The organism is Streptomyces litchfieldiae, assembly GCF_031845365.1.
GTDB classification, from domain to species: domain Bacteria; phylum Actinomycetota; class Actinomycetes; order Streptomycetales; family Streptomycetaceae; genus Streptomyces; species Streptomyces litchfieldiae.
The window spans coordinates 213914-234586 of sequence record NZ_JAVREL010000011.1; the positions used below are offsets into that span (position 1 = coordinate 213914).

The following is a 20673-nucleotide window of genomic DNA, read 5'->3' on the forward strand; positions in this document are numbered from 1 at the left end:
GACGCGGATGAATGGGTGGCCAGGAAGCTGGATAGGGGTGATCATGAGAGTCCAGAGCGCACTTCGCACGAGGAGGCACGAGTGGCCGAGACTCTGAAGAAGGGCAGCCGGGTGACCGGCACCGCGCGCGAGAAGCTCGCGGAGGACCTGAAGCGGAAATACGAGTCGGGCGCGAGCATCCGGGCGCTGGCCGAGGAGACCGGCCGGTCGTACGGCTTCGTGCACCGGATGCTCAGCGAGGCGGACGTCACGCTGCGCGGCCGGGGCGGCGCCACGCGCGGCAAGAAGGCGGCCCCCACCCCCTGATGGGGCGGGCCGGACCGAAGGCCCTGTCCGGCCGATCTTGCCGGGCCCGCGACTCCCCCAGACTTCGTCCGGGAGGCCCCCAGCACGCACGCTCGCCGCGTTGCCGAATCGCGCGAGTACGTCCCCCAGCTAACGCTGGGAGGTGCCCCCATTCGTACGAGCTGCGATCCGGCGTCTTGCGATCGCACGCACCAGACGTCGCAGGCTGATCCGACAAGATCGACCGGACAGCACCTGGGCGGTTACGCTGCGGCTGTCATTACCGCTGAGTAACCCCGGAGGCCGGCATGAGCCTGCTCGACAGGGACGGTGTGCGTGTCACCGTCCGGGACGCCGTGGCGAGCGTCACCCTCACCCGCCCGGACAAGCGCAACGCGCAGACCCCGGCGATGTGGCGGGCCCTGGCCGCGGCCGGTCGCCTGCTGCCGGGCGACGTCCGGGTGGTGGTACTGCGCGGCGAGGGCGTCTCGTTCTCCGCGGGGCTCGACCGGCGTGCGTTCACGCCCGAGGGCATCGACGGCGAGCTGTCCTTCCTCGAACTCGCCCGGGCCGGCGACGCGGAGATCGACGCCGCGATCGCCGGCTTCCAGGAGGCGTTCACCTGGTGGCGGCGCAACGACCTGCTGACCGTGGCCGCGGTCCAGGGGCACGCGATCGGCGCCGGCTTCCAGCTCGCGCTGGCCTGTGACCTGCGGATCTGCGCGGACGACGCGCGGTTCGCCATGCGGGAGACCTCGCTCGGCCTGGTGCCCGACCTCGGCGGCACCCGGCCGCTGGTCGCCCTGGTCGGTTACGGCCGCGCGCTGGAGATCTGCGCGACGGGCCGCTCGGTGCACGCCGAGGAGGCCGAACGCATCGGCCTGGCCAACCTCGTGGTCCCGGTCGCCGACCTGGCCGCCGCCACGGACGACCTGGCCGCCGCGCTGCTGGCCGCGCCCCGGGACGCCCTGATCGAGACGAAGGCGCTGCTGCGCGACGCCGCGGGCCACGACTACGACGAGCAGCGCGCGCGTGAACGGGCCGCGCAGGCCCGCCGGTTGCGCGACCTGGCGGGCCTCGGCGAGTAACCCCCGACCGCACACCCGTTCCCCTCGGCGCGCTAGGGTGTTGATCTTTCCATGACATGAAGGAGAGATCGGCATGAACGGGGGCAGGGGCGCACGGACCGCGATCGTGGGCGGCGTGCTGCTGATACTCACCCTGGCGCTCACCGCCGGGGCCTGCGGGGGAGACGACGACTGCGAGTCCGCGCCGGCCGGCGCGGTGTGGGACGAGGGGACGTCGGCCGACGGGGCGTCGGCCGACGAGGTCCGGGACGAGATCCAGACCGTCGCCGCGCCGGAGCGCTCCTCCGGCGGGTCGGGCGGCGGGGGCCGCGGCGGCGGCAGCCGCTCCCGCACCTCGACCACCGGCGGGGGGCACTCGGACGACGACTGCGACGATTGACGCTCCGCTGCGGCAAGGCAAAACGCGGTGCGGAGGGTGCGGGTCGTTTGTGGCTGGTCGCGCAGTTCCCCGCGCCCCTTGGGGTGGATCTGCCGTCGGGATGGTGCGGGCCGTCCTTGGCTGGTCGCGCAGTTCCTCGCGCCCCTTACGGGTGGATGTCCGTGATCAGCACCGCGACCCGGGGTGGTGGCGAACCCGCCGCCCCGGCCGCGGCGCGGGCCGCGGCCCGCGCGATGTCGAGTGTCCGGCGCTCGGCGCCGACCGCGAGTTGCAGCCGGATCAGCGGCTCCTCGGCCGCGATCTCCACCGCCCGCGCCGGGCCGCCCAGCGCGCCGGACAGGGCGCGCACGCCCGGCACCGCGAGCACCGCCTCGGCCACGTGCGCGCCCGGCCCGGACGGCGGCGGCGTTCCCCGCACCGCGCGGTCGGCCGGCTCCGGCCGCGGCGGCTCGCCCGCCAGCAGGTCCGTCACCTCCAGATCGATGGCGACCACGTCCAGCCCCAGCCGTTCCCCGGCCGCCGCCGCCAGCGCCGCGCGCACCCGCTCGGCGCACTCCCGCAGCGGAATCCGGTCGTCGGCCGCGAACCGCGCGTCGATCAGCAGCGGCCCGGGCGGCAGCGCGCTCGGCGGCGGCGGCACCGCCGGCTCACCGGCCGGCTCGCCCGCCACCGCCAGCCGCAGCTCCGTCACCGCCACGCCCGGCACCGTCGCGGCCGCCCGGCGCAGCACCGGCGCGGCCGCCCGCTCCGCGAGCCACGCGCCGTCCCCCGGACCGCCCAGCGGCACCAGCCTGCCCAGGCTCAACTGCCGCCGCACCGTCGCCAACAACCGGTCCGAACCCGTGTCGCTCACCCTGAGTGCCACCCTTCGTGCTCAACCGGCCGGGGCTGGGTACAGCATCTCGTATGCATGCACTCGCGTGGCCGCACGGCACTCGCGTGGGCACACTTGATGGGCACGGGGAACAGCGGGCGACCGCCGTTCGGAAAGGGGCGCAGGCGAAGTGACCGACATCGGTACCGAGGAGAGCTCGACCACGACGATCGATGTGCCGGGCAAGCAGCTCGGCACGCGCCGGGGCACGGGCGATCCCGCGACGCGCGGGCGCACGACCATTGCCGACGGGGTGGTGGCGAAGATCGCCGGCATGGCGGCCCGCGACGTGGTGGGTGTGCACGCCATGGGCAGCGGCCTCGCCCGGACATTCGGTGCCGTGCGCGACCGGGTGCCCGGCGCGGCCAGGTCCGCGACCCGCGGCGTCAAGGCGGAGGTCGGCGAGGTGCAGACCGCGCTCGATCTCGAAATCGTTGTGGAATACGGCGTTTCCATCGCCGAGGTATCCCGTACGGTACGGGAGAACGTCATCTCCGCCGTGGAACGGATGACCGGTCTCGAAGTCGTCGAGGTCAACATCAACGTCAGCGACGTGAACCTCCCGGACGGCGACGAGGAAGACGACGAGCGGCCCCCGTTGCAGTAGCGGGAGCGGAAGCCAGGAGCGCGAGATGAGCATGGCTGTGGTCGGCATGATCGCCGGCATGGCACTGGGCTTCGCCACGTACTTCGGCGGATTCGGGGCCTTCCTGCTGGTGGCGGCACTCGGCACCATCGGCTTCGTCGTCGGCCGGTTCGCCGACGGCGATCTGGACCCGGGCGACTTCTTCCGGGTCCGGGAGCGCGACGACGACCGGCGGCGGTGACGCGGTGGACATCCAGGTGCCACCCGCCGACCGGGGCGCGACGAGAATCGCCGAGCGCGTCGTGGCCAAGCTGGCCGCGCAGGCGGCCCGGGAGGCGCTGCGCGCCGACGGCGCCGCCTCTCCCGTGCCGCCCCGCCGGGGCGGCGGGCCGCACGCCACCGCGGTGGTGCGCCGGCCGCCCGACACTGACGGCACCGGCGGCCTCGCCAGCGTCCGGGTCGCGGTCGAGCTGCCCTACCCCTCGGACATCGGCGCCCAGTGCGGCGCCGTCCGGCGCCATGTCGCCTCCCGCATCCAGGAGTTGGCGGGGATGGAGGCGGCGGAGGTGGCCGTCGCGGTGGAGCGGCTGCACTCGGCGCACTTCACCGGCCACGTCCCGGGGAGGGTGCGGTGAGCGATCCCGCGAGCGATCCGGTCGGCGAGCCGGGGGACGGCGGCGCCGGGACCGCGCCCACGCTGGAGAAGGCCACGCCGGAGGGCGAGGCCACCGGGGGTATGGCGCAGGCCGCGTCCGAGGCTCGGTACGAGCCCGATGGTGAGAACGACGGCCCCGCCAGACGTTTCTGGTCCGAGCGCCGGGCCCCCGCGGCCTTGGTCGCCCTGACGCTGCTGGTCGTGGCCGGGCTGTTCCTCTACGACATCGCCTCCGTGCGGGCCGACCGCCCCGCCGCCTCGTGGCGGCGCACCCTCGCCGACGAGCTGGCCACCCGCCGGCTGGACGACGCCGCGGTGGTCTGCGGCGCCGTCGCGGCGATGCTGATCGGCGTCTGGCTGGTCGTGCTGGCCGTCACGCCCGGGCTGCGCGGGCTGCTGCCGATGCGGCGGGACAGCGAGCTGATGCGGTCCGGCATCGAACGCGCCGCCGTGGCCGTGGTGTTGAGCGACCGGGCCATGGAGGTGTCCGGCGTGCGGTCGGTCCGGGTGAGCGTCGGCCGCCGCCGGGTGCGCGCCCTGGCCGAGGCGCACTTCCGGGAGCTGGACGTGGTCCGGGCCGACCTCGACGCCGTGCTCGAACACGGCATCCGCGAACTGGGCCTGGCCCGGCAGCCCGCGCTCAGCGTGCACGTCCGCCGGCCCGCGAGACGATGAGGTGGCCGCCCCGATGCTGCGGATCGTGAACCGTGTCCTGCTCGTCCTGACCGGGCTGTTCCTCTTCGGCGTGGGCCTCGTCGCCGTGGTGGCCGCGCTGGACCTGCCGCGCCGCTGGGGCTTCTCGATGCCCTCCGGCTGGTCGTGGCGCTCCCCGCGCGATGTGCTGCTCACCCGCGCCGACCGCGTCCAGTGGCGCGACGAGGGCTGGTGGTGGCCGGTCGTCATCGGCGGCCTGTCGCTGCTGGTGCTGCTCGCGCTGTGGTGGCTGCTGGCCCAGTTGCGGCGGCAGCGCCTGGCGGAGGTCCTCGTGGACAGCGGCGACGGCGTGGGCGCGCTGCTGCGCGGGCGGGCGATGGAGGAAGTGGTGGCCGCCGAGGCCGAGTCGCTGCCCGGCATCGACCGGGCCAGGGTCACTCTGGTGGGCAGGCGCGGTCAGCCCCGGCTCCGGGTCGGCCTGCTGCTGACGCCCCAGGCGCGGCCGGACGAGGTGGTGCGGCGCCTGCGCACCGAGGCGGTGGAGCACGCCCGGGCCTCGGCCGGGCTGGAGGCGCTGCCCGCCGAGGCCCGGCTCCGGTCGGCCAGGCACGAGGTGGAACGGGTCAGCTAGGACGTGGCCGGGGCCGCGTCCGCCGGGCGCCGCCCGGCCGCTTCCGCGTCATCGCCGTTCCCGCCGCCGTCGCCGTTCGCCTCGTCCCGGCGGGCCCTGGCCGCCGCCTTCCGCCGGTCCTGGACCTCGCGCCGCAGCAGCAGCGCCCACCCCACCGGAACCCCGGCGGCGAACAGCCACCACTGCACCGCGTACGCGAAGTGCGCGCCGATCCCCGTGTGATCGGGCTCCGGCAGCATCTCCGGCTGGGCGTCCGCGTCCGCCGGGGCCGGCTCCGTCCCGGTCAGCTCCAGATAGCCGCCCAGCACCGGCGCGCCCAGCGCCTCGGCCCGCTCCTGGCTGCTGATCATCATCACCATGCCGTCCGGCAGCCCGGACCGCTCCCGGATGCCGGTGGTGCCCGTGGTCTCGTCGGCCATCAGCCGGCCGGTGACCGTGACCTCGCCGCCCGGCGGCTCGGCCACCTCGGGCACCCGCGTCACGTCGTTCCCGGCGGGGACCCAGCCGCGGTTGACCAGCGCGGCCGTGCCGTCGGCCTGGATCAGCGGGGTCAGCACGTAGTACCCCATGGCCCCGTCGTCGTTCGTCCGCTGGCGGACCACGACCTGGTGCCCGGTGTCGTAGACGCCGGTGGCGGTCACCGGGCGGTAGCGGTCGTCCGGGTCGACCTCGCCGTCCGCCGGGGACAGCTCGGCCATCGGCACGGGCGGCGCCGCCAGGCTGGCGGCGATCAGGTCGTTGCGCGCGACGCGCTGCTCATGCCGGTCGAGCTGCCAGAACCCCAGCCAGATCATGGCCGGGATCAGCAGCAGCGCGACAAGGGTGAGGATGACCCACTGCCGGGACAGCAGAAAGCGGTACACAGCTCACGACCGTACCCGAACGGGGTCAGCCCTCCGGCGCCGGGGCCACGTCCCGCAGGAGCTGGGTGAACGCCGCCTCGTCCAGGATCGGCGTGCCCAGCGCCCGCGCCCGGACCACCTTGGCGGTGACGGCGTCGGGATCGTTCGTCACCAGGAGGCTGGTGAAGCGCGAGACGCCGGCCGCGATGTGCAGCCCGGCCTCGAACGCCTGGTCCTCCAGCAGCTCGCGGTCCACCGAGGTGTCCCCGGAGAACGCCACCCGCATCCCCTGGATCAGCCGCCCGCCCGTCTCGTACCGCCCGGGGTTGGGGAACGGGCACGGCGGTCGCCGCTTGCTCTGCCGCCAGCCCCGCCAGCCGTCCCGCCAGGCCGTCTCACCGCCCCGCGGGCCGGACCCGGCCGCCGGGGACTCGGTCCACTCCGTCAGCGGGCGGCAGGCGTGCAGGGGCAGCGGCAGCCGCTGCCGGGCCGCCCGGTGCAGGCTCGGCCGGAACGCCTCCGCCAGCACCCGGGCGTCGTCCAGCGCGTGGTGCGCCCGCCGCTGCGTGACGCCGAAGTACGTCACCAGCGTCTCCAGCTTGTGGTTCGCCAGGGGCAGCGCCAGCGCCTTGGACAGCGCGATGGTGCACAGCCGCTGCTCCACCGGCACCGTGTGGTCGGTCCGCGCGTACTCCCGGGCAATCATCATCCAGTCGAACACCGCATTGTGCGCGACGAGCACGCGGCCCGCCAGCCGCTCGGCGAACTCGCCGGCGATCTCCGGGAACAGCGGCGCGTCCGCCAGCATCCGCGCGGTCAGCCCGTGGATCTGCGTCGGCCCCGGATCGCGCTGCGGATTGACCAGCGTGTACCAGTGGTCCTCGACCTCCCCCCGGGCGGTCAGCCGGTACACCGCGGCGGACACGATCCGGTCCTCCCGGCGCAGGCCGGTGGTCTCCACGTCCACCACGGCGTACCCGGTCGGGTAGCCCGAGGGCCATGGCTCGTCGGCGGGCGGCTGGACGGGGACACGTGCCTCGGCTGCCTGGTGGTCTTCGAGCATGGTCCCTGAGGATACGGGCCGGCACCGACAGTGCCCGCGGCAGCGGCCGGAGTTGAGGCCCCACCGGCCGCCGCCGGCCCGGCCGGCCAGGATCGCCGCCCCCGTTGTCGGCGTCCTGACGTACGCTGCGAGACATGCTGCTCGACACCTATGGGCGGATCGCCACCGACCTGCGGGTCTCGCTCACCGACCGGTGCAACCTCCGCTGCACGTACTGCATGCCGGAGGAGGGGCTGTCCTGGCTGGCCAAGCCGGAGTTGCTCACCGATGACGAGATCGTGCGGCTGGTGGACATCGCCGTGACGCGGCTGGGCGTGACCGAGGTCCGCTTCACCGGCGGCGAGCCCCTGCTGCGCCCCGGCCTCGTCGGCATCGTCGAGCGGTGCGCCGCGCTCCGGCCCCGCCCGAAGCTGTCCCTGACGACCAACGGGATCGGGCTGGAGCGCACGGCCGCCGCGCTGCGCGACGCCGGCCTCGACCGGGTCAACGTCTCGCTGGACACCACCGATCCGGCCGTCTTCGAGCGGATCACCCGGCGCCGGCGCCACGGCGACGTGCTGCGCGGCCTGGCCGCGGCGAAGGCCGCCGGCCTCACCCCGGTCAAGGTCAACGCCGTGCTGATGCCCGGGCTCAACGACACCGAGGCGCCCGGCCTGCTCGCCTGGGCCATGGCGCACGGATACGAGCTGCGGTTCATCGAGCAGATGCCGCTGGACGCCCAGCACGGCTGGCAGCGCGCGGAGATGATCACGGCCGGGGACATCCTGGCCTCGCTGCGCACCCGGTTCACCCTCACCCCCGAGGAGACGGAGCGGCGCGGCTCGGCCCCCGCCGAGCGGTGGCTGGTGGACGGCGGGCCGCACCGCGTGGGTGTCATCGCGTCCGTCACCCGGCCGTTCTGCCGGGCCTGCGACCGCACCCGGCTGACGGCCGACGGCCAGGTGCGGACCTGCCTGTTCGCCACCGAGGAGTCCGACCTGCGCGGCGCGCTGCGCTCCGGCGCGGGGGACGAGGAGATAGCCGCGCGCTGGCGGGCCGCGATGTGGGGGAAGAAGGCCGGGTCCGGGCTGGACGACCCGGAGTCGTTCGAGCAGCCGAGCCGCCCGATGTCAGCGATCGGCGGCTGACCGCCACTCCTCCAGGGGCACGACGTCCTTGAGGAAGCCGCGGATTCCGAGGAATTGGGACAGGTGCTCGCGGTGCTCCTCGCACGCCAGCCAGGTCTTGCGCCGGTCCGGCGTGTGCAGCTTGGGGTTGTTCCAGGCGAGCACCCAGACGGCCGCCGCGCGACAGCCCTTCGCCGAGCAGACCAGCGTCTCGGTGGTGGATTCGTTCGACACGAAACCCATCCAACACCCTCGAAAGCACACACGGGAAATACGGATCACACAGGAAATGCAGATGGCGACGCCGGGCAGCCACGGGGGGAGCCGCCCGGCGTCGGTTCGTCGCTCCGACGGGGGATACGGAGCGCCTTTGAAGTATGACATGCAATGCCCCTATCGGCGCAGCCGATCCGCCCAATCCAGCTGAGCATTTCTTGAGCTTCGCCGGGCGGAAGCGTCAACTCCGCTTGTGAGGATCGCCGTTCTCCGGCGGCAGCGCCGACCGTGATTCCGCGGACAGAAAGGTCGAGGGCAGCGAAGGCACGTTCTCCCGGCCCGCGTTGGCGATCACGACGGCGACATAGGGCAACACCGCGCCCAGCACGAGGGTCACGGCGGCGAGCGGCAGGCTGACGTTCCACAGCAGAACGGTGAGGATCACCGCCAGGGTGCGGACGAGCATCGAGATCACATAACGGCGCTGCCGCCCCCGGACGTCGTCGTCGAGGCTCTGCCGGGCCCCGGTGATCCGGTAGACCGTCGAGCCGGCCGTCTTGCGCTTGGTCCCGCGTCGCACACGCATGGCCTCACCACCCGCCACCAGGCTAGCCGGTGATCTGGGCCAGCTTGCGACCGGCCTTCAGGTACACGCCCGTCGGCTTGGCGTCGCCGGCGGCCACGTGCTTGCCGATGACCTCGCCCAGCGGGCGCAGCGCGTCCGCCTCGCCCAGCACCGCCGTGCGCTGTCCGTCGCCGGTCTCCAGGACCAGCCGCAGCCCGTTCTGCTTGGCCAGCCGGCGGGCGGCCGACGCGCTGGGCGTGAACTGGAGCACCTTGGTCAGCACGGTGGCGATGCCCTCGGTGCCGTGCTCGCCGAGGTCGACCTCCGGCAGCGTCTCGACGTCGGCGAAGCTCTTCCTGGAGAACTGCGCCGTGAAGTCCGCGCGGGCCTTCATCGCGGCCTCGACGCCGTACAGCGCCGTGACGACTTCGCCGGCCAGCACCTTCTTGAGGTCCATCGGGTGCAGCGAGGAGTCGGCCAGCCGCGCCGTGACCGCCGCCAGCTCCTCGTCCGTCCACTCCGTCCAGGCCCGCAGGTAGGGCTCCATCAGCCGGTCGGGGATCGACATGACCTTGCCGAACACGTCGTCGGCGGGCACCGAGAGCCCGATGTAGTTCCCCTTGGACTTGGACATCTTGGCGCCCGAGCCGTCGGTGCCCTCGATCAGCGGCATGGTGACGATCATCTGCGGCTCCAGGCCGTAGATCTCCATCACGCGGCGGCCCATCTGCATGTTCAAGAGCTGGTCCACGCCGCCCAGTTCGACGTCCGCGTCGATCTCGGCGGAGTCGATGGCCATGGCCACCGGGTAGATCAGCTCCGACATGGTCAGCCCGTGCCCGCCCTCCAGGCGGTTGCGGAAGTCCTCGCGCTGGAGCAGCGAGGAGGCGGACACCTGGGAGAGGATCCCGATCAGCCGGGGCAGCGTGATGCCGGCCAGCCACTCGCTGTTGTGCCGGAAGCGCACCTGCTCGAAGTCGAAGAACGGCCGGACCTGTTCGCGGTATCCGGCCAGGTTCCGCTCGATGTCCTCGTCGGTCAGCGGCGGCCGTTCCGTGGAACGCCCCGACGGGTCGCCGATCTTGGCGGTGATGTCCCCGATGATCAGCGTCACGTCGTGCCCCATGCGCTGGAAGCGGCTGAGCACGATGATCGGGACGGCGTGCCCCAGGTGCACGTCGGTGGCCGTCGGGTCGATCCCCAGCTTGATGTGCAGCCCGCGCCCGGCCGCCCGTGCGGCCGCGATGCCCTCGGCCAGCTTGTCCGCCGACGGCAGGATGTCGACCGCGCGGCCCGCGATCAGCCGCGCCTGCTCCTCGGCCGGCAGGTCCGACAGGTCCAGATAGCGACGCGCGCCCGTCTCCTCCAGCAGTTGCCGCACGGTGGTGTCGGAGGAGAGATCCTGCGCCAGCAGACTGCTGGCGCGCTGCACGGATTCGCCGAGGCGTGTCACGTTCTGTCCCGAAAGGTCGAGGTGGGATGCAGGTCGTGACCATCCTACGGCGCCGGGCCCGTGGCCAGGCCGGGCCCGTCAGGCGTCCGCCAGCCGGAACGCCAACTGCGTCTCCCACCGGTTCATGTCCGGCTCCGTCGCCGGGTCGGTGCGGTAGATCTCCAGGCGGCAGCGCCAGGCGTGCCCCTCGGGGGCGTCCCAGGCGTCCCACACCAGATTCCGGTCCGCCGCCCACTCCAGCAGGGCGGCGGTGACGTCCACCAGCCCGTCGGGGTGGCCGACGTGCGTGACCGTCGCGTACCGGCCGGCGGGCAGCACGCCGGCGATCAGGCCCGGGGCCGGCTCGACGGGCGCCGCCACCGGCACGCCCGCCTCGATCTCCAGCCGCCGGGCCATGTCGATGACGTCGTACTTGAAGAACGGGGCGTCCACCGGCTCGACGCCGCGAGCACCGAGGAAGCCGAAGACGTCCGGCAGACGGTCGGCGACCCGGCCGATGGTCTCCATGGTGACCACCTCGCGGGCCGCCACATAGTGCTGCTCCGGGCGTTCGACGACGGCCGGGGCGAACTGCGGTTGCTGTGTCATGCCGATAACGACCCGCGCGGGGCGCCGGACTCATCGGTCCCCGCGCGGATCGCCGCGGCCCGTTCTCACACCCCCGGGCTGACCGAGCTCATGTTGAACTCCGGCACCCGCAGCGCGGGCATCACCGTGCGCGGGAAGTACTCGCCCCACTCGCGGGAGTGGCAGCGTTCGCTCCGGCCGGCCTCGGTGGCGCGGGCGAGGATGTCGAGGGGCGACTCGTTGAAGCGGAAGTTGGTCACCACCCCCGTCACCTCGCCCTTCTCGACCAGGTAGACGCCGTCCCGGGTCAGCCCCGTCAGCAGCAGCGTCTTGGGGTCCACCTCGCGGATGTACCACAGCGACGTGACCAGCAGGCCGCGCTCGGTGTCCGCGACCAGCTCGGGGAGCGAACGCGTGCCGCCCGCGTCCAGCAGCAGGTTGTCCGTGAGCGGCGCGACCGGCAGCCCGGTCAGGCCGGCGGTGAACCGGTTGGTGGGCAGGCCGCGCAGGACACCGTCGCTGATCCAGTCGGTCCGGGACAGCGGCAGCCCGTTGTCGAAGACGGACACGGCCGGGGCGAAGCCGGCGGCCGAGCTGTGCGCGATGACGAACGGGGGCGCCCCGACGCCGGCCGCGCCCGGGTCGCTGTACAGGTTCAGCGGCAGCGGGGACAGCCGCTCCCCGGCCCGGGTGCCGCCGCCCGGCTTGCTGAAGACCGTGCGGCCCTCGTGGGCGTCCCGGGCGTCCGACATCCAGTACTGGTAGATCATGAGGTCCGCCACCGAGGTGGGCGGCAGCAGCGTCTCGTACCGGCCCGCGGGCAGGTCGACGCGGCGCTCCGCCCAGCCCAGCCGGACGGCCAGGTCCGCTTCCAGCACCGCCGGGTCCACATCGGTGAAGTCGTCGGTGGGCACGGCCACGAAGGAGGACCGGGCGCGGTCGGCGGACTTGGCGTTCAGCTCCACGTGGCCGGCCGGCTGGTCGTGCCGCAGGCGCAGCCCGGTGGAGGTGCCCAGGTAGGTGGAGACGACCGTGTGCTCGGCGAACCCGAACAGCTCCCGGCCCCCGGCACGGGCCCGGGCGAACGTCTCGCCGAGCGCGGGCGCGAACCCGGCGAACACCTCCGGGGCGGTCTCGGCCGGCGGCGCGGTGAAGTCGGGGGAGCCCGGCCGGTCCTCGATCAGCGGGCCGGCGTCCTCGGCGGCGGGCGCCTGCCGCGCGGCGTCCTCGGCGGCCCGCACCAGCGGCTCCAGCTCGTCGGCGGTCACCGCGGAGCGGGACACCACCCCGGCGGCGGTGCCGGTCGCGCCGTTCACCGTGGCGATGACGGTGAGCCGGCGACCGCGCGTGACGCCGTTGGTGGTCAGGGCGTTGCCCGCCCAGCGCAGATTCGCGGAGGACTCCTCGTCCGCGATCACCACGGTGCCGTCCGCGCGGGACAGCTCCAGGGCGCGCTCGACGATCTCGTGCGGCGCGCCCGTTGCCTTGACGGTCATCTGCCCGACTCCCGAGTGGTGTTGAGGATGTTGATGTCGCGGAACAGCGCGGAGGGGCAGCCGTGCGAGACGGCGGCCGTCTGCCCGGGCTGGGCCTTGCCGCACATGAACGAGCCGCCCAGCACATAGGTCTCGGGACCGCCGACGGCCTCCATCGAGCCCCAGAAGTCGGTCGTGGTGGCCTGGTAGGCGACGTCCCGCAACTGCCCGGCCAGCCGCCCGTTCTCGATCCGGAAGAAGCGCTGTCCGGTGAACTGGAAGTTGTAGCGCTGCATGTCGATCGACCAGGAGCCGTCGCCGACGATGTAGATCCCGCTCTCCACGCCGGAAATCAGCCCCGCGGTGTCGGGCCCGCCGGGCGCGGGTGCCAGCGAGACGTTCGCCATGCGCTGGAGCGGGACGTGCGAGGCGGAGTCGGCGAAGGCGCACCCGTTGGACCGCTCGAAGCCGGTGAGCCGCGCGATGCGCCGGTCCGTCTGGTAGCCGACGAGGACGCCGTCCTTGACCAGGTCCCAGGACTGGGCCCGCACGCCCTCGTCGTCCCAGCCGATGGTGGCCAGGCCGTGCTCCACCGTGCGGTCGCCGGTGACGTTCATGATCTCGGAGCCGTAGCGCAGGGTGCCGAGCTGGTCGAACGTGGCGAACGAGGTGCCCGCGTAGGCCGCCTCGTAGCCCAGGGCCCGGTCCAGCTCGGTGGCGTGGCCGATGGACTCGTGAATGGTGAGGAACAGGTTGGAGGGGTCGATGACCAGGTCGTACCGGCCGGGCTCCACGGAGGGCGCGGCCATCTTCTCGGCCAGCAGGCCGGGGATCTCGGCCAGTTCGGCGTCCCAGTCCCAGCCGGTGCCGGTCAGGTACTCCCAGCCGCGCCCGGCCGGCGGGGCCAGGGTGCGCATCGAGTCGAACCGGCCGCTGTCGGCGTCCACGGCGATCGCGTTGAGCTCGGGCTGCACGCGGACCCGCTGCTGGGTGGTGACCGTGCCGGCGGTGTCGGCGTAGAACTTGTTCTCCTGCACCGCCCACAGCCGGGCGTCGACGTGGCTGACGCCCTCGGCGGCCAGCAGCCGTTCGCTCCAGTCGGCCAGCAGATCGGTCTTGGCGGAGTCGGGGAGGTCGAACGGGTTGATCTCGTACGAGGAGACCCAGGTCTGCTCGCCGTAGGAGGGCTCGGGCGCCAGCTCGACCCGTTCGTCGGAGCCGGCCGCGGCGATGATCTTCGCGGACAGCTTCGCCATCGCCACCGCCTGAGCGGCGACGCGGGCCACGGCGTCCATCGACATGTCAACACCCGCCGCGAAGCCCCAACTGCCGCCGTGGACCACACGGACGGCGTACCCGAAGTCGGTGGTGTCGGACGAGCCCGCCGGTCTGGCGTTCCGCAGCACCCAGTGCGCGTTGCGGATCCGCTCCAGCCGGAAGTCGGCGTGGTCGGCGCCCAGCGCCCTGGCCCGGGCCAGGGCGGCGTCGGCCAGCCGGCGCAGGGGCAGGGCGAGGAAGGAATCATCGATGGGTCTGGGCACGGTGTCTCCTGTCCGTAGCCATCTCTCGTGGGCGGAGCGAGGGGGAGCGCCCCGGACTCCGATCATGCCTGGCCGGTGTACGCCCTGGACAGGGGGTGTTGACAGCGGAAGTGGCAGGCGCCGACACCGGCGGATTTCACCCTGCGCCGATTCCCCGTCCGCCGCCGCCCACGACACCGGCGACGCGCCCCGCCGGCGCGCCGCCTTCGGCCGGATGGCCGTTCCGCCATGGCCGCAACGCCCCCGGGCGCGGGCCGCACGGCCGGACGCCACGGGCCGGGCGCGCCCGCCGGCCGGTCGCCGTCGTGGTGCGAGCGCCACCGATCGCGGCCACTCTGTAGGAATCCCACAGGGCCTGCTTGACCCCCCTGTCACGCCCCGCCCCCCACCCCGCCGGGCCGGGGAGCTAGCGTTTGTGCGGTACACACGACGCAGAGAGAGGGTGGTCCCTTGAGCCGCTCGGTACTCGTCACCGGAGGAAACCGCGGCATCGGCCTGGCCATCGCCCGCTCCCTGGCCGACGCTGGCGACAAGGTCGCCATCACCTACCGCTCCGGGGAGCCCCCGAAGGAGCTCGTCGAGCTGGGCTGCCTGCCGGTGCGGTGTGACATCACCGACGCCGAGCAGGTGGAGCAGGCATACAAAGAGATCGAGGACAGCCACGGCCGCGTCGAGGTGCTGGTGGCCAACGCCGGCATCACCCGGGACCAGTTGCTCCTGCGCATGTCGGAGGAGGACTTCACGGCCGTCCTCGACACCAACCTCACGGGCACCTTCCGGGTGGTCAAGCGCGCCTCCAAGGGCATGCTGCGCGCCCGCGGCGGCCGGATCGTGCTGATCTCCTCGGTCGTCGGCCTGCTGGGCTCGGCGGGACAGGTCAACTACGCCGCCGCCAAGGCCGGCCTGGTCGGCTTCGCCCGCTCCGTCGCGCGCGAGCTGGGCTCGCGCAACATCACCTGCAACGTCATCGCGCCCGGCTTCGTCGACACCGACATGACCCGGGCGCTGGGCGAGGAGCGGCGCGCCGAGATCGTCGGACAGGTACCGCTGGGCCGTTACGCCCGGCCGGAGGAAGTCGCCGCCGCGGTGCGCTTCCTGGCGTCCGAGGACGCCGCGTACATCACTGGAGCCGTCATCCCGGTTGACGGCGGATTGGGCATGGGGCACTGAACATGAGTGGATTGCTGGCAGGCAAGCGCATCCTGGTCACGGGGGTGCTGACCGAGGCCTCGATCGCCTTCCACGCCGCCCGGCTGGCCCAGGAGGAGGGCGCCGAGGTGGTGCTCACCGGCTTCGGCCGGCTGAGCCTGGTGGAGCGCATCGCCAAGCGGCTGCCCAAGCCGGTTCCGGTGATCGAGCTGGACGTGCAGAACCAGGAGCACCTGGACGGCCTCGCCGACCGGGTCGCCGAGCACCTGGGCGAGGGCATCGGCCTGGACGGTGTGGTGCACTCCATCGCGTTCGCCCCGCAGGACGCCCTCGGCGGCAACTTCCTCAACACCGGCTGGGAGTCCGTCGCCACCGCGGTCGAGGTCTCCGCGTACTCGCTGAAGTCGGTGACCATGGCGCTGCTGCCGCTGCTGGAGCGGCGCGGCGGCTCGGTCGTCGGCATGGACTTCGACGCGCAGGTGGCCTGGCCCAAGTACGACTGGATGGGCGTGTCCAAGGCGGCGCTGGAGGCCACCTCCCGCTACCTCGCCCGGGACCTGGGCGGCAAGAAGATCCGGGTCAACCTCGTCTCGGCCGGCCCCATCAAGTCGATGGCAGCCAAGTCGATCCCCGGCTTCGAGGAGCTGGCGGACGTGTGGAACACCCGCGCCCCCATCGGCTGGGACCTGGCCGACCCGGAGCCCGCGGCGCGCGGCGTCGTGGCGCTGCTGTCGGACTGGTTCCCCAAGACGACGGGCGAGATCGTCCACGTCGACGGCGGCGTGCACATGATGGGCGCCTGACCACGGCACCCGGTGGCGCGCCCCGACGGGTGCGCGCCACCTCGGCCGTTGGCCGGTCAGGCGCCGACGGGCGGCGCCAGCCCCCGGCAGAGCAGGGCGTACGAGCCCGCCTCCGCCGCCGCGGCCTCGGCGTCCGAGGCGCGGATCGCGTCGACCAGCCGGGCGTGGTCCACATGGTCCTCCGGCCGCAGCTCGTCGCCCACCTCGCCGCGCAGGAACGCCCGCACCACCGTGCCCAGATCCGCGTACAGCGCGGTGAGCACCTCATTGTGCGACGCCTGCACGACCGCCATGTGGAACGTGGCGTCCGCCTCGACGAAACGGTCCACCTCCCCGGCGGACCAGGCGGCCTCGCGCCGCCCGAGCAGCGTGGTCAACTGCCGCAGCTCCTGCTCGGTCCGCCGCCGCGCGGCCAGCCGCGCCGCCGCGGCCTCCAGCGTGCTGCGCAGCTCCGCCACGTCCCGGGGGTCGGCGTCGGCGAAGCGCCGGTGCATCACCCCCGCCAGTTCGCTGGTTGCGGCCACATAGGTGCCCGAGCCCTGCCGGATGTCCAGCAGGCCGTTGTGCGCCAGGGCCCGGATCGCCTCCCGCACGGTGTTCCTGGCCACCCCGAGCTGCTCGACGAGCTCCGGCTCGGTCGGGATGCGCGAGCCGACGGGCCACTCGCCGGAGGTGATCTGCTGCCGGAGCTGGCTGATCACCTGGTCGGCCAGCGCGGAACGGCGGGGCGCGGTCAGTGACATATCTCTCCCGGGATGTCCGGATCCCCCGGGCGGGGAATTCATCCCATGATTCTATGATGTCGCCCATGGAGTTGACGAAGGACGACCGTACTCTCCGGAAGCCTTCCCCCACACCCACACCCTCCCACCGCGCGCTGCCCTGGCTGGTCGCGGTCGGCCTCGTACTCACCGCGCTCAACCTCCGCCCCGCGATATCCGGCGTCGGCCCGGTGCTCGCCGAGGTCCGCGACGACCTCGGCATGGGCGGCACCGTCGCCGGACTCCTCACCTCGCTGCCCGCCCTGTGCTTCGGCGTCTTCGGCTTCGCCGCGCCCCGGCTGGCCCGCCGCTTCGGCCCCGTCGCCGTGGTGCTGGCCGGGCTCACCGCCATCGCCGCCGGCCTCGCGGTGCGCTCGCTGGCCGGCTCGACGGCTCTGTTCCTCGTCACCACCACCGTCGCCCTGGCCGGCATCGCCGTCGGCAACGTCCTCATGCCGGTGCTCGCGCGCCGCTACTTCCCGGACCGGCTCGGCACCATCACCGGCCTGTACTCCATGGCGTTCGCGCTCGGCGCCGCCAGCGCCGCCGCGCTGACCATCCCGCTCACCGCCCTGGCGAACGACAGTTGGCGGGCCGGCCTCGCGTTCTGGGCCGCCGCCGCGGCCGTCGCCGTGGTGCCCTGGCTCGCGGTGCTGCTGTCCGCCCGCCGCCGGGAACGCGCCACCGGCCCGGCCGCCCCGCCGCCGCCCGCGCCCGCCGACGAACCGGCCGCGCCGCGCCTGGTCCGCTCCCGGACCGCCTGGGCGCTGGCCCTCTTCTTCGGCCTCCAGGCCACCGCCGCGTACATCATCATCGGCTGGGCCCCGCAGATCTTCCGCGACGCGGGCGTCTCCGCCGGCAGCGCGGGCCTGATGCTCGCCGTGATCATGGGCCTGGGCGCGCCGCTCGGCTTCGTGCTGCCCCGGGTGGCCACCCGGCTGCGGCACCAGGGACCGCTGGTGGTCACCCTCGGCGTGTGCGGCCTGGCCGGCTACGCCGGGCTGTGGCTCGCCCCGGCCGGCGGCGCCTGGGTCTGGGCGGTGCTGCTGGGCCTGGCCAACTGTGCCTTCCCCGTCGCCATCACCATGATCGGGATGCGCGCGCGGACGGGCGCGGGCGTCGCGCGCCTGTCGGCGTTCGCGCAGAGCGCCGGCTACCTCATGTGCATCCCCGGCCCGCTCCTGGTCGGCACGCTCAACGACCTCACCGGCGGCTGGCACGCGCCGCTGGCGTTCATGACGGTGCTGATGGTCGCGCAGATCGCGGCCGGGGTGGCGGCGGGCCGGGACCGCTGCGTCGAGGACGGCGAGTGAGTGGGAGACTGTCCGGTATGCCAGCGCTCGACCCCAACCCCACCGGCGGGCAGCGGAAGCTGCTCCTCATCCTGGGCGCCATGCTCGGGATCAGCGTCGTCATCGCCGTGATCGCGACCGTGGCCTCGCCCTGAGACGGCGGTGGCCGATGCCCCGGCCGGGGCGCACACGTTCACCCGGATGCCCGTCCGGAACGGCCCGGGCTCCGCACACGACCGCCGTCGCCGGGCGCCGTCCGGCCGGCTCCCGCACCATGGGTGCATGAACGGCAAAACGGGCATGGAGCTGGCCAGCCCGGAGCTGGCCTACCTGTTCCTGGCGATCGGCATCCTCGCCGTCGTCTACGAACTGGCCAGCCCGGGAGTCGGCGTCGCCGGAGCGGCCGGAGTGCTCCTGCTGGCGGCCGGATTCGTCGCGCTCGGCGACCTGTCGGTCAACCCACCCGCGCTGACCCTGCTCCTGCTGGCCGCCGTCCTCTGCGCGGCCGAGCTGATCACCCCATGGGTGGGCCTGTTCGCGCTCGCCGGCACGGCGGCACTGCTCGCCACCGGTGTGCTGCTGTTCCGCGGCGAGGACACCGTCGACCCCGCCGTCCTGTGGTCGGTCGCCCCGGTGACCGGCGCCGGCGCGCTGCTGGCCGGCCGGCTCGCCGTGCGCGCCCGCCGCTCGCCCCCGGCGGCCGGCGCCGAAGCGCTGATCGGCCGCGAGGCGGTGGTGCGCCGCGCCGAGGGCGGCACCGGACAGGTGCTGCTGGAGGGCGCGTGGTGGACCGTGCGCGGCCGGACCGGCCCGGTCACCGAGGGCCGGCGCGTCCGCGTCGTCGGCCGGGAGGGCCTCGAACTCATCGTGGACAGCGCCGAGGAGGAGCCCCCATGAACCCCGCGCTCGTCGTCGTCATCGTCATCGCGTCCGTGCTCCTGCTGCTGGCACTGGCGGCCGTGCGGATCGTTCCGGAGTACGAGCGCGGAGTGATCTTCCGGCTCGGCCGCATCATGGGCGCCCGGGGCCCCGGGCTGTTCCTCATCATCCCCATCGTCGACCGCATGGTCCGCGTCTCCCTGCGCACGGTCACCATGGACATCCCGCCGCAGGACGTCATCACCAAGGACAACGTCACGGTGCGGGTGAACGCCGTCACCTACTTCAACGTCGTCGACCCCAACCGCTCGGTCGTGGCCATCGAGGACCACGTCCAGGGCACCTCGCAGATCGCCCAGACGACGCTGCGCAGCATCCTCGGCCAGGTCGACCTCGACGAACTCCTCATCAACCGGGACGAGATCAACCAGCGGCTGCAACGGATCATCGACGACGTCACCGACCCCTGGGGCGTCAAGGTCACCCTGGTGGAGATCAAGGACGTCGAACTGCCCCAGGCCATGCGCCGCGCCATGGCCCGGCAGGCGGAGGCCGAACGCGACCGGCGGGCCAAGGTCATCCACGCCAAGGGCGAGTTCGAGGCCGCGCAGACTCTGTCCGACGCCGCCGAACGGCTGGAGGCGCACCCCGCCGCCATGCAGTTGCGCATCCTGTCCACCATGACGGAGATCTCCAGCGAGCGGAACTCCACGCTGATCTTCCCGCTCCCCATGGAGATCCTCCGCCTCGTCGACACCCTCCGCCCCTCCGGAACGCCCGCCCAGCCGCCCGCCACCCAGTGAGAACGCGGGCCCGCGCCGCCGGGGGTGGTGCCAGCCCCACCATCCCCTAGGGGGCTGGGTTCAGGGGCCACTGGGTGGGTCACCGGATGGGCACCGCGTCCGCCGGTTCATAGGTTGGGGGCATCACTTCGACCCCCGACGGATGGAGACCCGTCATGGCCGCCCGCTCACCCCGTTCCGGCATGGACATCCGCCTCCGCTGGTGGGCCGTCGCCCTGCCGGCGGCCGCCTTCGCCGCGCTCGTCATGCTGCTCGTCTCCGGCACCGGCGCCGAGGCCGCGCCGGGGGAGGAGCGGCAGCACCTCGGCCAGCTCCTCCAGCAGGTCGGCGACGTCTGGCTGCCCTAGGGGCTGCCCCTTCCCGGCCAGCCCCCGCGGCGCGGCCACCTCGCGCGGGAAGGATTCCCAACCCCCCGCGCTCCAGGGCACCTTTCATGCGAAGCTGGGGCACATGAGCGTCGATGTTCCTCGCAGGATCGTTCTCCTCCGACACGCCAAGGCCGACTGGCCGCAGGTGTCCGACCACGACCGGCCGCTCGCCGAGCGGGGCCGGAAGGACGCCCCGGTGGCCGGGCGCTGGCTGGCCGGCGCCGGCTTCACTCCCGAACTGACCCTCTGTTCCACCGCCACCCGGGCCCGCGAGACCTGGAAGCTGTTCGCCGGCGAGCTGCCCAAGCGGCCCCGCACCGTCTACGACGAGCGGCTCTACGATGCGTCCCTCGGCGAGCTGATCGCCGTCATCAACGGCACCGACGACGAGGTCCGCGACCTGATGCTCGTCGGGCACAACCCGGGCGTCCACGCGCTCGCCGAGGCGCTGGCCGGCGAGGCCGACGGCGACACCCGCGCCCGGATGAACCGCGGCGGCTTCCCGACCTCCTCGCTGGCCGTGCTCAGCCTGACCGGCGGCTGGAAGTCCGTCGAGCACGGCACCGCCCGCCTCGTCGCCTACTGGACCCCGCACGAGTAGCCCGCACGAGCAGTCACCGGCCACGGCACCGGCCGCG

Annotated in this window: 27 protein-coding genes; 17 read left to right on the forward strand and 10 right to left on the reverse strand. The window is 73.5% G+C overall.

The annotated features are described in order from the left end of the window. Positions 1-81 precede the first annotated feature (81 nt). The 3 genes from RM590_RS19910 (at position 82) to RM590_RS19920 (ending at position 1752) form a co-directional block, all read left to right on the forward strand. Positions 82-306, forward strand: a complete 225-nt coding sequence (locus tag RM590_RS19910; protein WP_311705983.1) for a helix-turn-helix domain-containing protein — start codon at positions 82-84, stop codon at positions 304-306. A 287-nt stretch (positions 307-593) separates the two neighbouring features. Beyond that, a complete protein-coding gene (locus RM590_RS19915) occupies positions 594-1373 on the forward strand; it encodes an enoyl-CoA hydratase/isomerase family protein (RefSeq protein ID WP_311705984.1) in 780 nt (259 codons plus the stop codon). A gap of 73 nt (positions 1374-1446) precedes the next feature. Next, complete coding sequence (locus RM590_RS19920) at positions 1447-1752, forward strand: hypothetical protein (protein ID WP_311705985.1); 306 nt, start codon at positions 1447-1449, stop codon at positions 1750-1752. A 145-nt stretch (positions 1753-1897) separates the two neighbouring features. Here RM590_RS19920 and RM590_RS19925 read toward each other — a convergent pair whose 3' ends face one another. Beyond that, positions 1898-2605 carry a nucleopolyhedrovirus P10 family protein gene (locus tag RM590_RS19925; protein WP_311705986.1) on the reverse strand — a complete coding sequence of 236 codons (708 nt, stop codon included), beginning with the start codon at positions 2603-2605 and terminating at the stop codon, positions 1898-1900. A 190-nt stretch (positions 2606-2795) separates the two neighbouring features. On the opposite strand from RM590_RS19925, the gene RM590_RS19930 reads away from it, so the two are divergent. From RM590_RS19930 to amaP, 5 genes are read left to right on the forward strand one after another with little or no spacing between them, the layout of a single operon-like run. Continuing rightward, positions 2796-3233, forward strand: a complete 438-nt coding sequence (locus RM590_RS19930) for an Asp23/Gls24 family envelope stress response protein (RefSeq protein WP_394813911.1) — start codon at positions 2796-2798, stop codon at positions 3231-3233. A gap of 25 nt (positions 3234-3258) precedes the next feature. Beyond that, positions 3259-3453, forward strand: coding sequence for a hypothetical protein (locus tag RM590_RS19935; protein ID WP_311705987.1), 195 nt, complete (start codon positions 3259-3261; stop codon positions 3451-3453). 4 nt (positions 3454-3457) lie between these two features. Then, on the forward strand, positions 3458-3847 hold the full coding sequence (locus tag RM590_RS19940; protein WP_311705988.1) for an Asp23/Gls24 family envelope stress response protein: 390 nt from the start codon (positions 3458-3460) through the stop codon (positions 3845-3847). Beyond that, a complete protein-coding gene (locus tag RM590_RS19945) occupies positions 3844-4542 on the forward strand; it encodes a DUF6286 domain-containing protein (RefSeq protein WP_394813906.1) in 699 nt (232 codons plus the stop codon). The genes RM590_RS19940 and RM590_RS19945 overlap by 4 nt, the downstream gene beginning before the upstream one ends. Before the next feature lie 13 nt (positions 4543-4555). Continuing rightward, positions 4556-5152, forward strand: coding sequence for an alkaline shock response membrane anchor protein AmaP (amaP, locus tag RM590_RS19950; RefSeq protein WP_311705989.1), 597 nt, complete (start codon positions 4556-4558; stop codon positions 5150-5152). Here amaP and RM590_RS19955 read toward each other — a convergent pair. Together RM590_RS19955 and RM590_RS19960 are read right to left on the reverse strand one after the other, a co-directional pair. After that, a complete protein-coding gene (locus RM590_RS19955) occupies positions 5149-6015 on the reverse strand; it encodes an SURF1 family cytochrome oxidase biogenesis protein (protein ID WP_311705990.1) in 867 nt (288 codons plus the stop codon). The two genes, amaP and RM590_RS19955, sit on opposite strands and share 4 nt — an antisense overlap. Positions 6016-6040: 25 nt before the next feature. Next, positions 6041-7057: a DEDDh family exonuclease gene (locus RM590_RS19960; RefSeq protein WP_311705991.1), complete on the reverse strand. Its 1017-nt coding sequence runs from the start codon at positions 7055-7057 to the stop codon at positions 6041-6043. Positions 7058-7191: 134 nt separating this feature from the next. On the opposite strand from RM590_RS19960, the gene moaA reads away from it, so the two are divergent. Continuing rightward, entirely contained in the window at positions 7192-8184 is a 993-nt protein-coding gene (gene moaA, locus RM590_RS19965; RefSeq protein ID WP_311705992.1) for a GTP 3',8-cyclase MoaA, read from the forward strand. Here moaA and RM590_RS19970 read toward each other — a convergent pair. The 6 genes from RM590_RS19970 to RM590_RS19995 all read right to left on the reverse strand — a co-directional run bounded on the left by RM590_RS19970 (position 8167) and on the right by RM590_RS19995 (position 13980). Further along, positions 8167-8406, reverse strand: a complete 240-nt coding sequence (locus RM590_RS19970) for a hypothetical protein (protein WP_311705993.1) — start codon at positions 8404-8406, stop codon at positions 8167-8169. The genes moaA and RM590_RS19970 overlap by 18 nt on opposite strands. Positions 8407-8620: 214 nt before the next feature. After that, positions 8621-8965 (reverse strand): DUF3099 domain-containing protein, encoded by a 345-nt coding sequence (locus RM590_RS19975; RefSeq protein ID WP_311705994.1) that lies wholly within the window; start codon positions 8963-8965, stop codon positions 8621-8623. Positions 8966-8987: 22 nt separating this feature from the next. After that, positions 8988-10397, reverse strand: coding sequence for a tyrosine--tRNA ligase (gene tyrS / locus RM590_RS19980; RefSeq protein ID WP_311705995.1), 1410 nt, complete (start codon positions 10395-10397; stop codon positions 8988-8990). A 78-nt stretch (positions 10398-10475) separates the two neighbouring features. Beyond that, positions 10476-10985, reverse strand: a complete 510-nt coding sequence (locus RM590_RS19985; RefSeq protein ID WP_311705996.1) for a GyrI-like domain-containing protein — start codon at positions 10983-10985, stop codon at positions 10476-10478. Positions 10986-11050: 65 nt separating this feature from the next. Next, a complete protein-coding gene (locus RM590_RS19990; RefSeq protein ID WP_311705997.1) occupies positions 11051-12460 on the reverse strand; it encodes a metallopeptidase TldD-related protein in 1410 nt (469 codons plus the stop codon). Beyond that, positions 12457-13980: a TldD/PmbA family protein gene (locus RM590_RS19995; RefSeq protein ID WP_311705998.1), complete on the reverse strand. Its 1524-nt coding sequence runs from the start codon at positions 13978-13980 to the stop codon at positions 12457-12459. Before RM590_RS19995 ends, RM590_RS19990 begins: the two co-directional genes overlap by 4 nt. A 450-nt stretch (positions 13981-14430) precedes the next feature. Here RM590_RS19995 and fabG point away from each other — a divergent pair, with 450 nt between their 5' ends. Next, complete coding sequence (fabG, locus tag RM590_RS20000; protein WP_311705999.1) at positions 14431-15150, forward strand: 3-oxoacyl-[acyl-carrier-protein] reductase; 720 nt, start codon at positions 14431-14433, stop codon at positions 15148-15150. A 2-nt stretch (positions 15151-15152) separates the two neighbouring features. Further along, positions 15153-15932, forward strand: coding sequence for an enoyl-ACP reductase FabI (fabI, locus tag RM590_RS20005; protein ID WP_311706000.1), 780 nt, complete (start codon positions 15153-15155; stop codon positions 15930-15932). Positions 15933-15988: 56 nt separating this feature from the next. Here fabI and RM590_RS20010 read toward each other — a convergent pair whose 3' ends face one another. Next, on the reverse strand, positions 15989-16675 hold the full coding sequence (locus RM590_RS20010; protein ID WP_311706001.1) for a FadR/GntR family transcriptional regulator: 687 nt from the start codon (positions 16673-16675) through the stop codon (positions 15989-15991). Positions 16676-16740: 65 nt separating this feature from the next. On the opposite strand from RM590_RS20010, the gene RM590_RS20015 reads away from it, so the two are divergent. From RM590_RS20015 to RM590_RS20040, 6 genes are all read left to right on the forward strand, one after another. Further along, entirely contained in the window at positions 16741-18006 is a 1266-nt protein-coding gene (locus tag RM590_RS20015) for a CynX/NimT family MFS transporter (RefSeq protein WP_311706002.1), read from the forward strand. A 17-nt stretch (positions 18007-18023) separates the two neighbouring features. Beyond that, a complete protein-coding gene (locus tag RM590_RS20020) occupies positions 18024-18140 on the forward strand; it encodes an SGM_5486 family transporter-associated protein (RefSeq protein WP_311706003.1) in 117 nt (38 codons plus the stop codon). Positions 18141-18267: 127 nt separating this feature from the next. Then, positions 18268-18882, forward strand: a complete 615-nt coding sequence (locus RM590_RS20025; protein ID WP_311706004.1) for an NfeD family protein — start codon at positions 18268-18270, stop codon at positions 18880-18882. After that, a complete protein-coding gene (locus tag RM590_RS20030; protein ID WP_311706005.1) occupies positions 18879-19667 on the forward strand; it encodes a slipin family protein in 789 nt (262 codons plus the stop codon). The genes RM590_RS20025 and RM590_RS20030 overlap by 4 nt, the downstream gene beginning before the upstream one ends. 155 nt (positions 19668-19822) lie before the next feature. Beyond that, positions 19823-20014 carry a hypothetical protein gene (locus RM590_RS20035; RefSeq protein ID WP_311706006.1) on the forward strand — a complete coding sequence of 64 codons (192 nt, stop codon included), beginning with the start codon at positions 19823-19825 and terminating at the stop codon, positions 20012-20014. 103 nt (positions 20015-20117) lie between these two features. Further along, positions 20118-20636, forward strand: coding sequence for a SixA phosphatase family protein (locus RM590_RS20040; protein WP_311706007.1), 519 nt, complete (start codon positions 20118-20120; stop codon positions 20634-20636). Positions 20637-20673 lie beyond the last annotated feature (37 nt).

Bases quoted from the DNA above. Each gene is read 5' to 3' on its own strand.
- RM590_RS19915 (WP_311705984.1), top strand. From the start codon at position 594: ATGAGCCTGCTCGACAGGGACGGTGTGCGTGTCACCGTCCGGGACGCC.
- RM590_RS19920 (WP_311705985.1), top strand. From the start codon at position 1,447: ATGAACGGGGGCAGGGGCGCACGGACCGCGATCGTGGGCGGCGTGCTG.
- RM590_RS19935 (WP_311705987.1), top strand. From the start codon at position 3,259: ATGAGCATGGCTGTGGTCGGCATGATCGCCGGCATGGCACTGGGCTTC.
- amaP (WP_311705989.1), top strand. From the start codon at position 4,556: ATGCTGCGGATCGTGAACCGTGTCCTGCTCGTCCTGACCGGGCTGTTC.
- RM590_RS19960 (WP_311705991.1), bottom strand. From the start codon at position 7,057: ATGCTCGAAGACCACCAGGCAGCCGAGGCACGTGTCCCCGTCCAGCCG.
- moaA (WP_311705992.1), top strand. From the start codon at position 7,192: ATGCTGCTCGACACCTATGGGCGGATCGCCACCGACCTGCGGGTCTCG.
- RM590_RS19970 (WP_311705993.1), bottom strand. From the start codon at position 8,406: ATGGGTTTCGTGTCGAACGAATCCACCACCGAGACGCTGGTCTGCTCG.
- RM590_RS19975 (WP_311705994.1), bottom strand. From the start codon at position 8,965: ATGCGTGTGCGACGCGGGACCAAGCGCAAGACGGCCGGCTCGACGGTC.
- RM590_RS19985 (WP_311705996.1), bottom strand. From the start codon at position 10,985: ATGACACAGCAACCGCAGTTCGCCCCGGCCGTCGTCGAACGCCCGGAG.
- RM590_RS19990 (WP_311705997.1), bottom strand. From the start codon at position 12,460: ATGACCGTCAAGGCAACGGGCGCGCCGCACGAGATCGTCGAGCGCGCC.
- fabI (WP_311706000.1), top strand. From the start codon at position 15,153: ATGAGTGGATTGCTGGCAGGCAAGCGCATCCTGGTCACGGGGGTGCTG.
- RM590_RS20010 (WP_311706001.1), bottom strand. From the start codon at position 16,675: ATGTCACTGACCGCGCCCCGCCGTTCCGCGCTGGCCGACCAGGTGATC.
- RM590_RS20015 (WP_311706002.1), top strand. From the start codon at position 16,741: ATGGAGTTGACGAAGGACGACCGTACTCTCCGGAAGCCTTCCCCCACA.
- RM590_RS20020 (WP_311706003.1), top strand. From the start codon at position 18,024: ATGCCAGCGCTCGACCCCAACCCCACCGGCGGGCAGCGGAAGCTGCTC.
- RM590_RS20025 (WP_311706004.1), top strand. From the start codon at position 18,268: ATGAACGGCAAAACGGGCATGGAGCTGGCCAGCCCGGAGCTGGCCTAC.
- RM590_RS20030 (WP_311706005.1), top strand. From the start codon at position 18,879: ATGAACCCCGCGCTCGTCGTCGTCATCGTCATCGCGTCCGTGCTCCTG.
- RM590_RS20035 (WP_311706006.1), top strand. From the start codon at position 19,823: ATGGCCGCCCGCTCACCCCGTTCCGGCATGGACATCCGCCTCCGCTGG.
- RM590_RS20040 (WP_311706007.1), top strand. From the start codon at position 20,118: ATGAGCGTCGATGTTCCTCGCAGGATCGTTCTCCTCCGACACGCCAAG.